This window comes from Cedecea neteri NBRC 105707 = ATCC 33855 (assembly GCF_001571265.1).
In the GTDB taxonomy this organism is placed as follows: Bacteria; Pseudomonadota; Gammaproteobacteria; order Enterobacterales; family Enterobacteriaceae; genus Cedecea; species Cedecea neteri.
In genome coordinates, this window is sequence record NZ_BCTL01000033.1 from 1 (window position 1) to 13,673 (window position 13,673).

The window sequence follows — 13,673 nt, forward strand, 5'->3', positions numbered from 1 at the left end:
ATCCGGCGGACAGGAGAGGAGGTTACTCACTCCAGTGGTTGTTTCCCTGACGTGGGCGTACGTACGGTTGCCAGGACAGAGTGCTGCTCACTACAGTGGTTGTTGTCTTCCCACGAGAGTTATTCCTTACGGTGGCTGGCAGACCGCGGGAGAGGCGTATAGCTCTCTATAGTGGTTGTTTTCCTGTATCGGGTGCTACGTCTGACAGTGGTTGGCTGACCGAAAAAGGGAGATCGTGCTCTTTACAGTGGTTGTTACAACAAAGGGGTAAGGACTTTTACCCCGACAAGAATAAGACATTTGCTGGGGCCGATGTTATCCACAGAATCGGTGGATAACTTTGTGTATTCCGGTGTAGATCTTTTTTTGCGAGATGATCTTTTAAAATCACCGATGGTAAAATTTAACTGATTGTATTTTATTGAATTTTTAACATTATTAAAAGCTGACATTCACAGGTTTTATCTCATGGGGACGACGGGCAGGGCTGATCCGGTTAAGGGTTGGATCGCTGCAAAGAACCGTCCTGGCTGCCCGTCATGTTCATCTCTGTCTGCAATAAGCGTCTGAAACCGCGAGTCCCAGTTTGTTGTTGTCTTTATGGAGGCTGCGACGGTGAGAGCAGGGTTCAACCCATGATAGAAAAGTCCTGGTTTATCTTCGACGTATCCGAAGAGCATCCTATTTGCCTGATGTATCACCGATCGCGTAAATGCAACTGACTATCTGGATCCTGTATGTGACAGATTTTCTGGGGCCCATCCCTGACAGGCTTGATGGTTTGCACTACTGCGTCATGCAAATTCGGAACGGATAAGCATGTGACGGTTTTCCACAGATGACGATGGTTTATTTACGATGGCACTCACAAAGCGGACGCGGCAGACAAGAAAAGTCCTGGTTTTTAGAGCTAACTGTAGAGTGAAATATCATCCCGTTATATTTTCTGCACCGAACTGCAACTGAAGTATATCGAATATTAGTCAGTTGAGATCAGGCAACGATCAACAGGAAGATCGCGGCGGGGAGGAGCGTGAGAACTTCATGTGCAGTAGCTTACGCCGGGGGTTTTAAATCAATGGGGTCTGAGAAAGTGATTCCATCAGATATATAGTCAATATGATAACGAACACAGAATTCAACATACTCAAAGTGATAGCCAGTGAAGAAGGTGACTGGAGCATTACGAATCTGGAGCGTCTTCTTACGTGGAGAAAAACACCCAGTTTCAGGTATGTAGTGAAAATGGTTAACAACCTGGCGGAGGAAGGTCTCGTTGACATTGTGAGGGGACAAAATCCATCGGCACTCTCCTGTCGTGTATCTAAAAGAGGTCTCAATGTTCTCAAGGGCGCAGAACGTTAGCGGTCGTAATCATCAAGGATCTTTATCCGGGCGTTTGCGATACCGATAGACATGTCACGTTGTCTGCCGGATGTAGACTAATAAGTTCTTCATTTCGATTCGCTGCCGTAACAAATTCTTTATATGGCCAGTTTCCCTGGAGACTGGTGAAGAATGTGCAACTGCCAGATTAACGGGATAGAGAATGCGCCGGCATGATTCACTTTCGCGTGGGGTTCTGTTCCGGCGTTCCTCCCGCTCTGCCAGCCTGACACCCGATATAAAAATTTCCGGCCGCGGATGAGGACCGCTCCCTGGGGAACAGAACATATGAATTCTCTGACAGCATTTCCTCAGAACTGTCGTCATGGGCGACAGAAGCAACGAATGAGTGCTTCCCATGCCGCTCACCCGAAAGCACTTATTTTGCTTCGCCTGCATGCTTTATCACTGCCGTAAATTTGTATTTTGTGCTGGGTTACACTGTCTTGTGGATTTTGGTGCGTCGAATTTGCTGGAGTTCATTTTTGCATCCTCTCAGCACCAGGCTGACAGTGTGCTGGGAAGTGTCGAGCTGCTTTAACAGAAACATCCATTCCCGAATTTCCTGATGAAGTTCGGTTGTACGATGATCCTTTTGTTCTGATAACTGAGCCTCAGTGTATGATTCGGGTAATTCAAGATGCATTATTTTTCCTTCTTAGATTTAGGCTACTAAATAGTCTGGATATTTAGATCTTCCTGTCCAGTTATGCTGGACTCATTTCGTCCAATTCTAATTTTTTGTTTTAGTGCAAATAATTTATTTTCAGACGCTGTAAACAGCCTTTAGGGAGACTAATGATGGAAGGGGCTTCCTGTTCCAGGACTCGCCGTGCAGCCTCCCGAGTTCATGCCGGAGTTTAAACATCCATGCCTGCTGGGGTCATATAAAATGAGATCGGGTATCATCTACGGTGACCTGTGTGGGCAGGGTTACAGCGAGTCGGGCCCTACAATATTGTGTACCGGGGCGATAGAAAATCAATTTCCGCTCACAATACCTGTGAGGAAAAAGAAATATAGGGGTGAACGCATTGCGGACTCGGGCTGATACACATTATCCCGGAAATAATTTTAAGGTATTCTGCCTGCTTATTAACGGCGCTGGCAACTGCAGCGGAACTCGTAATAGTTTTTTTGGCGAAAAGTTTATCGTTAAGAGGCTGAACGACCAGCAGCTCGCACTGGTCAGCAGAAGGGCAGCCTGCTGGGAAGGATGCTCCAGCTGGCTTATTCGGGGAATAAAATGAGTTGTGAACAACATCGCAGCCTAACGTGCCGATATCCCGTATAAGCAAGACATATTGATATCGACATTCCAGCGCAACGCTGTGGTAGAAGAAGGAATGTGGAGATTTCCTATTACCGTGATGCCAGGGGTGGAAGAGTGGCCAGTTTATCCTGTGTCGGCGAGAGTATTTATCCCAAAAAGGCACCAGACGGATGAGCCGACGATGTCATTGTAATGTTCGATGGTCAACGATAAGGCCACGCGATGTCACTTGCTCTTCAAGGTTTCGCAAACCCAGATACCAGCAAACACACTGAGCGATAATATCGACGGGATATAGTCTCAGATGACTAAGATGAAAACTATCGCGAAAACAGCAGGAACCAGAAAGTGTCAGGGCCAGCGGTGCCGGGCATCTGCAAAGTGAAGGATATAAAAATGCCCTGTCCTGAGGACAGGGCCAAATACGTCAATAGCAACCTACATACCAGACGAGTATCCACTCATTGAACGATACCAGTCTGCACCTACTGTGGAAGATAATTGTAGCGCAGGGTGGTATAACCTGATTAAAACCAGGACTTTTCCAGTCGTCAGCGTAGCGAGGAGAGGGCTGTGGAACGGGAAAGAGTTTAGCTTCAGCCCGGCGTGGGTAAACAGAACAGCTTGTGACCGGTCTCACCCCAACCTCTGGCTCGCAGCCTGTCTTTATCGTTAAGCTGTTTTCATCCGATGTTCTGCCTGCCCGGGCGATTCGGAGGTACGAGTTAACCCTATATTTTGCTGCTGTTGTATTTTCTGACGGACAAATCCGGGGGGAGGGAGGGGGTATACAGTGGATACGTATAGCATCGATTAGTGAAGAGAAAAGGGCCTTTTTATGTGAATATCAGAAGGGCGGTTATACTGATGATGACTTAAATGATGCCGCATTTCATTTTTCCCCGGAGCTCCTACCGTACAGTTTCATCCAGGTTTTACGCTGGCGGACTGTTGTCGTGTTCAGTCAGGATTATTGGGGGGCGTATGGCAGTTGTTAAACCATTTCCTTCTGAAAAAAACTATGCACGATGTTATCGTTATTAAACAGGCAATCATTGCAATGATATAACCAACTTTGAGGAGCAGTGTTGTGGCATTTCTGAAATTTTCGGCAAGGGTCGGGATAATATGCAGCACATAAATAAAAATCACTGCCCAAAAAATGGATCTAATGCTGTCACATTTTTTATACATTAAGGTTAGTTTGTTCTTAATCATAAATTTTATCCGCCTGATATTTTCAATTGTGCCGCTCTTTCAACACAGATGAGGCCGAATCTGAATTGTCTGAGAGATTGACGTTTACTACATGATCCCAGCTGTCTGTTACGTTATCCCAGTCACAGATTATAACCTCAGAATCATCGTTACATTGTGGTTCTACGTTACTGTTATACCTACCAGTGCATCCGCTGAGCAGCAGCGCATGTACGAGTAAGATAAATATTTTTCTCATATACGATTAAAATCAAAAAGCATCTCATTTCAGAAGCTGCTGTTTCTTTGTAGATTGAAAACGGGAAAAAATTTCATGAACGAAGTCAGCATTTTTTCCGCTATACCAGAGTTGAGACGTGCAATAAAAATGTCATGCATGTATCTCAATAAGTGATCAGCATGCTACTTTTCCTGATGAGAGTGCGAATATACCGGGATTCATAATATTGAATCTGAGCATCAATAAAACTTGGTGCTTATCATGCGTTGTTTTGCAGACGGTGACGAGTTAGTCAGGCTCACTTTACGCAGAGTATCATAATCCATCAAGTCACAGGTCAGATAACCAGGAACATTCTCGGACCGTATTGGACTGGCTCCGTGAGCATTTGCCGTAACCAGAAACTACATGGCCGGAGCCACAAGGCATTGCCCCGGTTCGACTGGAGATCCTGCTGGGTGGATGTGAATGAAAACCCACCAGCCTGTTTATCCAGGATCCCCCTTGTCTCATTTTTTGACGTTACATACCAGGCGACATAAAACGAGCCGCCATATCTCTCTTCAAATCAGAAAGGTGTGGAACAAGTCAAACATAGGTACACACGATCTTGCCGGAAGTCGCATGGTCAGCGACATGGACACCAATGTAGATTTTGCGGGTAGTGAAGAATTATCTTAATTTTTATCTGATTTAAGAAATATTCATCCTTTTCATGTTTATATTGAAAATATCTTATTTTTTGAACCTGATAATCAGGCTAGACAAAGGCACGATATGCCGCATTTTTTGAGCCGGCAACGTTTGCGTAATGGCGGATGGGAGGACATCGATTTCGTGAAGAACCTTCCAGAAAGATGACCGGTATCACTTTTTGTTGTGAGCGGCCCTGATCCCGGCATTTATCATGCCGCGATGGAGAGATAAACGTGGGGTTTGGTAACAAAAGTCGTAACCAGTGCGTGACGTAAATGTTGAGTCCCTGAATTATAAAACAGGCAGGGTACCTGCAAGAGTATATCTCAAACGGAAAAGAGCGGGCGTTGAACAATAAGAGCAGGCGGCTGACAATAAAAGTAAATGAATAGTATAGCGATTTCACTTTGTGTTTGATGCTCTGGCCGATGTCCCTGGCTATTCCCTGCCTGATGGAGTCATATCCCGAAAATAGAGACAGTCGGGGGGTGAAGCACTATTTTTTCGACGGGGCTCTGTACCGGCCTATCGCTTTGAGCTTATGTCTCAGCGTTAATCATTACGGGCGACGGATTTGCAGTCCTGGACGAGAATACCGTGTGCTGACATTGCTGCTGTAAATTCGGGTATAGAGAAAAGACCAGAAATTCTCAGATTACTGATTGTAATGTTTTTTTTTAATTATGTCGCTGATGGTCGCACGCAAACGCGGTGTATGATAACCCGTGTGAGTGCAGATAACTGAACAATCAGGATGTATCTGATAGTGGACTTTCAGCGATGTAATAGAGTTTTGCTCTTAAAGGCATAAAAACAATAAGGTAATTACCCGAATGGTTAGATAATGCTTTATCATATAGAATAGTCCTAATTTATAACAGTGGGTAGTATGAGATATCTAGTTGATGCAAAAGTAATTGTTAACAGCAATGGATTAACCACTCCGGGTCTGAATGAAACAGAAATGCCGCTTTCGCCTGTCCCGTTACGCCTACTGAACTACCTTATCAGCCATAATGAGCAACTCGTTACAAGGGAAGAGTTGTACCAGCACATATGGGAATCACACGGTTTAATCCCCTCGGGACCGGGTCTGGCAAAGCAAATCAGCTATCTCAGAAAATGCCTTTCCGATTATGGATTATCCAGCGAAATTATATTGACGAAGCCCAAGCAGGGTATTGTCTTTTCTGCACCAGTGGAGGTCCTGGAGGACAGTGAGTACACACCTGCACCCGCCGCCCAAAAACGAACATTCGTATCGAAAACGCGAGTTCTTGTTGCTTCTGGTGTAGTTTTACTCATCTTTTCACTTTTTTTTATAGGCCGGGAATACATTGATCGTAAGGACAATCAGCCTCTTGCTATCGGGAGTGTCGAGGGATGTAATATTTACACTTGGGATGATAATAAATCGGCACAAATTATTTCATACTATTTAATGAAAGCCAGAGAGTTCATTAAAAAAAATGGAATAAAATGTAATCAGGGAGATAAAATAGTTGTGCAAATACAACAGCCAGAATTTGAATCGCAAATGAACGTTTATGAGTCTAAACAATTTTTTGCACATTGTAGCGTTATGAAACAGGATTATGTTTGCAATAACACCTATTACTCGGCAGGTAAAAAATGAAAATTAAAGTTATTTTTTATATCATATCTGCTCTTATCGTTTTATTTATATCTGTTTTTTATATTCACCAGGATCAGAACTCGAGATTGCATTGTCGCGGGCAGGTCCATTTTGTTTTTGGCGATAATGAGACCCTTCCTGAGTTTAAGGGAGTCTATACATTTTTTTTCGATAAAAATAATGAATTTTTATCTGTAAATGGACTTTTTATTGATACGGATAAAACATTTGCAGTACAAAAGGTATTCAGGGTGAATGCCGAGATGACAGAAGGATTTTCTGACGATTTTTATGAGTTAAAAACAAAATCAATCACGTCTCTTACAGGGGATAATTTGCCTGATAATTTAGCTTTACGTTATATTCTGGGGCCTGTCTCCGTGATCTCAATAAGAAAGAATACCCGCAATTCTTATGTGATAAAAAATCTATATTCTCCTGTGTTCATTTGTCACAGTATTAACGCTGAGGATCATTAATTGTATCCTGTGTCCACAGGATGGATGGTTTTCTGTGGTGCCGGCATTATGGCATGAACCGTCATTTTTGATTGCGAATGTTTTTCATTTTATAAAGTGTTCCCTCCGGTTGCCCCACCGGGTTATCGTCTTGATTTTCTTTCACTGGGATGCGATGTGATAAACAGCATTTCAGGATTAATGGGGTATACGGCGGGCACTTCACAGCAATACGGGTATCTGGGCAATGGCTATTAAGCTTACGGCCCGACCCCCGGACACTGTTGCGCCTCAGACAGTCGAAGTCTGTTTGGGGCACGAATGCGTTTGTGTACTGTGCTGGTGATCTGGTTAACCAGGTTGCTCCGTAAGGGCATTTCAGCCTGGGTCAGGGGATGGGCTAGCAGAGAGCGCACTTACTGTCGCGGCGGAGGAGGCTGTTCTGCCAGTGGTTCTGGCTCTGGTGGTCAATATGGCGGGGGTGTGGTTGTTAGGGTGAGTGTTGAGCTTGTCAGGCAGGCAATTCCTTTTTGATGATCGTCGCGTTCGAAAAAACGATAGCTGATCATACGATTACCACACGTGAACGATGCTTCACGTTGTCCCGTAAACAGAATGCGGCCGGGGGACCCACACGAGCACGGAGTGGATGATTGCCGATATGTACCACATGACAAAAAGTGCCGACTACCCTATCAGAGACCTTGTCAGTTTCCAGTACAAAGCCGTCTCAGGCATTGAATATTTCTGTGATGCCATGTCCCGCTGGATAAAGATAGACAGGATTGTGAACGATAAACTCCTTCGTCAGCGTGATTCAGGCGCCATAAATGGGAGTGCGGCGCTGTTTGTCTGTTTTTTAGTAACCTGCCGGAAAAATGATACGCCGTGTTATGAAGGTCATGACTGGCGGCGGCAATGTGGGGTTTCGTATCGAGTTAGCTGCACGGGTACCCTCTGGCATTCCTTCGCTCGCTGTGGAAGATTTAGGCCCTGTACCGGATCCGTCATAAGAAAGGGCAGGAAATGTGTATTTTCGTTTGTGGGCCCCGGAGGGTACCGGCCAGCCCATACGGGGCAACGGTATTTCCCACCTTATTATGCATATCTCATTGTAAAAATGTATATTTTTGGCGCTCACACCCTCTTTGCCTTAAGCTTTCTCTTTTAATAAGTGACTCCGGTAGTGCTTGTCCCTTGTAGAGATTTTTGAAAGTGCGTATATCACAGGCTTTCACCGGGATTGTGCCTAGGTTGGCAGGAAGAAAACCACCAACGTGTTGATGCGACGGTAAGACCCATAATGGGGTGACCAAATTTGTCAGGAATACCAGGGTTAATTATCTGATACCGACCGGGCGTCTGCACAGAACATAAAACACCCCGCTTTTTACGTCATTCAGCCTCGAAGATGAGACTCGCTTTACCAGACAAAACCAGACTGAGAACATGAAGCGCGCCAGTGTGGTCTTGCTGGTAAGTGAGTGCATTGGTAGTGTCTGACACAGACGAGGTCACGTACAAAAATGGACTCTATGAAATTAACGTCATTTTATTTGACTTAATGCGCTGTATGAGCAATGTGGCATCACAATCAATGGATTTTTCTATTATTTTTGCGCATTTTTCCCCATCTCTACGGTACAACGCATTGAGCAGGTTTTCGTAGTGATGGTGTATCTGTGTCTCGCCATTATCTGCGCAAATATAGTTAAAGCTGGGGCCCGTGCGCACCCAAAGTTGTTCAATCATGGTGAGGAGTGTTGGCATTCTTGCGTAATCATACAACTGGAAACGAAACGCAAAGTTAGCCTGCAGGGATTGTTCGGTATTACCTGCTGTACAGGCGTCCCGTAATGCGATGTAAGACTGATGAAGCGTGGCCAGTTCGCTGGGTGTGATGGAGTAGGCTGCTTCTCTCACCGCCATCATTTCAAGATTTTTACGTACAGCGGTGATTTCCTTGTATTTTGTTAGCGTCATCTCGGGTACCAAAAAGGCCTGTGCGGGCAGGGCGACCAGTGCACCCGATGATACCAGCTGGAGCAGGGCTTCCCGCACTGGCGTAATACTGATACCCAAGTGCTCTGCAATGTTTCTGGTGACCAGACGCTCACCGGGTTTCAGTATGCCGACCATGAGAAAATTCTTTATCCGCTGCTCAACTTGCGCAGCAAGATTTAGTCTGGGTATTTTACCCATATTAAGTTTTTCTATCTGAAACTGCATCTAACTACCTTACTGATGTCGTTGCATAACTTATGTATGCGGTGATGAGGTGGAATGAATATATGCTGTATATAACCGTTCTCAGGCGTGCTGAGATAATACTTGATAAATATATCATTCTCTCTTCTGTATTTCAGACACCACGTATCTTCCTTTTAAAAATGAGCCAAGTATATATTGTCCCAGCAACCTGAGATTGATTGAAGTACATAGAGAAACATCATATTAGCTGTGCAGACCATAAAAAATGGTGTTTATCCCATACCCTATGTTTTTTTTGAAATAGCCCGATTCCCCCCTCCTCGTACCCGGTTGCAGAATACAGGCAGTTGTGTGGAAACGATGCATATTTACTGGATGTCGATACCCATCATGCCCGATGAACGAAGGGCCTCTTCCGCAAGGGAGGCCGCGTGGAAGTTGTCGGATCTGAAACAATGAAATATAGCGCTAAATCACAGAGGCACTGATCGCCTGATCTGGCCGCTTTCAAATCCATCAATATCAGCAGTAATGAACCACTGTAAAATATACCCCCTCTGCATATCTCTCCACGATTTCAAATAAAAAATAGGATTATTCCTGCATTCTAACGCGGCGCATTTTTTCCATTTTAGATCCGGGGCTGAAAAACGCGGGCATGAAATGAATGATAAGGGATATATTAAAATATGCGTCAGTAAAAATTTTTACATGAAGATTTATGTCATCCCAAAGCACGCAGTATGGTGCACAGATGTGGAAGTGCGGTGCCCGTTAATGAATGCAGGAATAATGACTGCGAACGCTCTATCATTGATTTGTCAATATCACGGGGGAAGGGGTTTGGCTTCAACATTGGCCGACTTGCTGTTTCCTGGGCTTGAAGCCGGTATAGGATCTATATTTTTCAGGCAAGATCGTGCTGGAGTTACTTATTCCGCCTTCGGTTTCAGAGGTAACGTGTAGACGGTTTCTATAGACACTGTCGGCCCTTTAGTTTTTAGCGTTCTGAGGTGATGGCCTCGCTGCTAACAAGATGGTTAAACCAGTTGCACATCACCTGGTCATCGACATATGTTCCTGTTTCATCCACTTTGCCCCGTATTGTCGTTAAATTTGTTATGGATTCCCCTTTGTCGTAACCAGAGCGATGTGGCGTGTGATCTTACGCAGCAATAGTGGACATGCGACTTAGCGAGTAAACTTTCAACAGAGGTAGCTCACATGACAAAGTCCGTATCAACCATAAAAAAGCCCCGAAAGCGGCACGCGCTTGAGTTCCGCGACGAAGCGCTGAAACTTGCGGAGCACATTGGCATCGCTGCTGCTGCCCATGCTCAGTCTTTATGAATCCTGGCTATGCCTGACGTAGTAAGCAGCAGAATCAGGCAGCGTCTTCTGAGTGCGAGAGCGAACAGGCGGCTGAGTTTGCTAACCTCAAACATCAGCTGGCTGAGAAAGACGAGAAGCTGACCATTCTCCAAAAAGTCACGACAGACTACACGAAGCGCCTGAAGTGAAGTCTGTCTTAACTGAACAACACCTGGCTGAATTCAGCATTAAAGCCATGTGCCGGGTACTGCGTGTGGCGCGCAGTGACAGGTATGTCTGGCGAAACCGGCACAGAGTCATCGTTCCTGCCAGTGCTTCCGGCAGGGGCGACAACATCGACAGTAACGCCTTCGTTATGGCGAAGCAGCGCTACGGCGCACCTCGGGTGTGATGTGAAGGGGCGCTGCCAGCAGGGGACCTCAGTCTGGTCCATCATATTAACCGCAACGGATGCCTGACTGATTAATCAGTGCGTGACCTTGGTAATGAAACATCTCACACAAGCTCAAAGCAGGACCGAGCAGGACGTTTTCCTGCCATGAAAATGAAGGTGGTTTCATTTTTAAATATATTCAGAGTGTGAATAATTGCTATCACAAGGAAAATTTTTTATTGTCAAAGACCCATGTCGCACACAGATTCTTATCTGTCCAATGTCATTCAATTGCGGATTTTTATTCAACGCATAATATATTTAATAGAATGGTCCTAGTTTTAGTTACGTATTCTTGTGATAGATAATAGCACGAGGTAATCTGCTTTTCGACATGGGTTTCTCGTTTTATATGTAGAATCTTGCTGAGGTTGACTAAATTATTTGCACCATCGGATTCGATGGTGCTTTTTTATTTCATGCTGTCTCACTACTGATTGTGTCAAAAGGTATGATTTTTTTGTCAGCACAATGGCTTAAATAAATATCTTCATCCATGAAATGTCGGACGGCAGATTTTTATTATACTGTGGCTTCTGTTCTGGTGTTTTTCCTGTCTGCTGATCACGAAGACAGCCCTATCGTGAGGACATGTATGGTGAGGCTGTATCCCAACACTGTCTTTCTGGCGGTGTCAAACTATCACATTAATTTTATTTTGGTGTGTAGAGTGGAAAACGTTTTTGTACTTCCTTATAAAGTATTGTTTATTCAAGGAAACTCATGATAGAGTGCAAAATACACTTAAATAACAGCACTTTTAAAACTCTATATAATCAAATGGTAATTTCCCTGCGACTTTTTAAATATCCCGACATGACTGTTGCAACGCGTAAGCTCACCAGTTCTTCATGATTCAAACTAAGATAAGCAAATATCCAGTGGCTTAGTATTCACATTAAATTACTTTCAAAGTGAGATTTTTATGGAAGCAAATGGGATTGATTCGAAGAAACCCCCAACCTTCCGGTTATCCTTGTAGCAATATCATCAGTGTTTTACTTGGTTGCAAATCTGGTAGCACCGTATGCATTCCTGTTGGTTTTTCTGGCGATGACGTGCATCCTCGCTCAGGATCGGAAGAATCCTCATGAGGCAGGCTATGCCTCTCTATCATGCTAGTTTATCGTTTTGTACCCTCTTTATTTGTGGCAGAGAGCAAGCTGTTTTAATGGGGGATAAAATACTTCTGGATCTGGTCGGTACTATTTACCTTACCGATTTTTGCTATCACTTTATGTAGATACGCGGAACAAAAAGATGCGCTAGAAATCACATCCTGTTCTCTGGTCACTAAAATTTTCGGTTAACAGGAGCCTGCCATTAATGCAACATGCATTAAGGCCGCTACAGATTCTGATATACCGATGTTTTCCACAAGACTACTGCAACTCTTGATAATAGTGTTGATATAAAAATCACGATTGAAGAGAAAGGGGCCATGATATACGTCAGAGTCCCCCGAACTCACCATTAGCAGCCAGAGCAGGCTGAAGCATTCCTTCTTTACGCAGGGATGTTTATCGAAGAGCACAATTACCATAAACCTGCGCCCATCAGGTCTGACCTCACGAATAGCATCATTGAAGCTCAGCCCAGTTCGTCGAAATACTCACTGCCGTTACCGAGAAGAGGTAGCACATTCAGATCCTTGAAGAGTGAGGATGCCCCGCAAACTGAGAAGACCAACCTCAGTCTTGTCAGACTGAACACTATCGGGCAGTTTTCGCGTGTGCTCCGGGTTGCGTAACCGAACCACTGAAGACGTCTCTTATTGCCTGACGGTTGTTAACCGAAATGATCACCTTACCCTGCATGGCAGAACTCAGCGTCTGTTCAGTCATTTGCTGATACTGCTCAATGCCGAAGGGAATACCATACCCCGCCGTATTCTGGTAAGGCGGATCAAGTTAGTTGTGTGGCGTGCCGGATTCTCCGTCCGGCATGGTCGTGTTTGTGGGTGCCGATTTTGACGCTGTAAATGGTGCCGCTGGCGTAGTTGATATTGCCGATAATTGTGGCTGTTGAACCTTGATCATTGTCCCCGCCCACAGACATGCCGCTCTGGCCAGTCAGCGGCCTCTGCACGGTGACCTTCTGAGTCGCGGTCACCTTCGGGGTTTTCACCATCATGCTGTCTGACGCCTTAATCACGGCTTTTTTGCATTTCAGGTGCCAGTCATTGCAGGTAGTCTCGAGGATTGTGCCTTTCTTCAGGATAATGGAGGCCCGTTCATCGGTGTAGATGGCCGTCGCCCCTTCAGGTGGCAGGGTGGTGATGCCGTAGTGCTGAAACCGCTCCACATCCAGAAAGGTTTCCGGGGCCATACCCTCAAGCGGGGTGGTCTGCACACCCTCTCCAGGGGTTATGCGCGTGGGTTTTGTCCGGAACGGGCGACGGATGGCGCTAAGGGCCGCCGCAGGCGGTAAAATCCATCAGTGTATATCCTGCCAGGTATTCCACAGCAGCACTTACCCTTAGCCTTGAGTTTACGGCGCGAGCGCGGGGGACGTATCAGCTATCCAGCTGCAGCGTGAGTACGGTCATGAGAGGCTGCCTGCTTCCACCAGCAGGGCCTCAATATTGCTGAGCATCGTCAGTCGCTCGCCGAACTCTTCCCGGTCTCACAGGCCAGTACATCGCGGTAGGTTTCATCGTCCCATCTGAGGCAGGTTTTACCGGTGTGGGTGAGGCGGATCGGATTACGTCTCATGGAAATGGCCTCAAATTCGGGAGAAAAAGCGGAAGTGACTGTAATAAAAGAACCCGTACGAGGGCGGGGTTTTGAGCCAGTTCAGTGTTCAGTATT

At 45.4% G+C, this 13,673-nt stretch carries 7 protein-coding genes and 2 pseudogenes; 3 read left to right on the forward strand and 6 right to left on the reverse strand.

Annotation, left to right across the window (positions count from 1 at the left end; translation table 11 throughout):
* Positions 1-1,822 precede the first annotated feature (1,822 nt).
* The 3 genes and pseudogenes from CNE01S_RS14395 to CNE01S_RS25985 all read right to left on the reverse strand — a co-directional run bounded on the left by CNE01S_RS14395 (position 1,823) and on the right by CNE01S_RS25985 (position 4,115).
* Positions 1,823-2,032: a hypothetical protein gene (locus CNE01S_RS14395; RefSeq protein WP_061276990.1), complete on the reverse strand. Its 210-nt coding sequence runs from the start codon at positions 2,030-2,032 to the stop codon at positions 1,823-1,825.
* An 817-nt stretch (positions 2,033-2,849) separates the two neighbouring features.
* Positions 2,850-2,963: pseudogene (locus CNE01S_RS25765) on the reverse strand (IS6 family transposase); the annotation flags it as partial.
* A 936-nt stretch (positions 2,964-3,899) separates the two neighbouring features.
* Positions 3,900-4,115 carry a lipoprotein gene (locus tag CNE01S_RS25985; RefSeq protein ID WP_156479830.1) on the reverse strand — a complete coding sequence of 72 codons (216 nt, stop codon included), beginning with the start codon at positions 4,113-4,115 and terminating at the stop codon, positions 3,900-3,902.
* A gap of 1,567 nt (positions 4,116-5,682) precedes the next feature.
* On the opposite strand from CNE01S_RS25985, the gene CNE01S_RS14405 reads away from it, so the two are divergent.
* Both CNE01S_RS14405 and CNE01S_RS14410 read left to right on the forward strand, forming a co-directional pair.
* On the forward strand, positions 5,683-6,429 hold the full coding sequence (locus CNE01S_RS14405; protein WP_082763225.1) for a winged helix-turn-helix domain-containing protein: 747 nt from the start codon (positions 5,683-5,685) through the stop codon (positions 6,427-6,429).
* Complete coding sequence (locus CNE01S_RS14410; protein ID WP_061276993.1) at positions 6,426-6,908, forward strand: hypothetical protein; 483 nt, start codon at positions 6,426-6,428, stop codon at positions 6,906-6,908. Before CNE01S_RS14405 ends, CNE01S_RS14410 begins: the two co-directional genes overlap by 4 nt.
* A 1,512-nt stretch (positions 6,909-8,420) precedes the next feature.
* Here CNE01S_RS14410 and CNE01S_RS14415 read toward each other — a convergent pair.
* The gene (locus CNE01S_RS14415) at positions 8,421-9,116 is read right to left on the reverse strand and encodes an FCD domain-containing protein (protein WP_061276994.1); all 696 of its coding nucleotides are present in this window, start codon (positions 9,114-9,116) and stop codon (positions 8,421-8,423) included.
* 1,206 nt (positions 9,117-10,322) lie between these two features.
* Between CNE01S_RS14415 and CNE01S_RS25770 the strand changes: the two are divergent.
* Positions 10,323-10,705: pseudogene (locus tag CNE01S_RS25770) on the forward strand (IS3 family transposase); the annotation flags it as partial.
* 2,063 nt (positions 10,706-12,768) lie between these two features.
* Here the strand turns inward: CNE01S_RS25770 and CNE01S_RS14420 are convergent.
* Together CNE01S_RS14420 and CNE01S_RS25290 are read right to left on the reverse strand one after the other, a co-directional pair.
* On the reverse strand, positions 12,769-13,215 hold the full coding sequence (locus CNE01S_RS14420) for a phage baseplate assembly protein domain-containing protein (protein WP_061276995.1): 447 nt from the start codon (positions 13,213-13,215) through the stop codon (positions 12,769-12,771).
* A gap of 245 nt (positions 13,216-13,460) precedes the next feature.
* Positions 13,461-13,577, reverse strand: a complete 117-nt coding sequence (locus CNE01S_RS25290; protein ID WP_245874543.1) for a regulatory protein GemA — start codon at positions 13,575-13,577, stop codon at positions 13,461-13,463.
* Positions 13,578-13,673 lie beyond the last annotated feature (96 nt).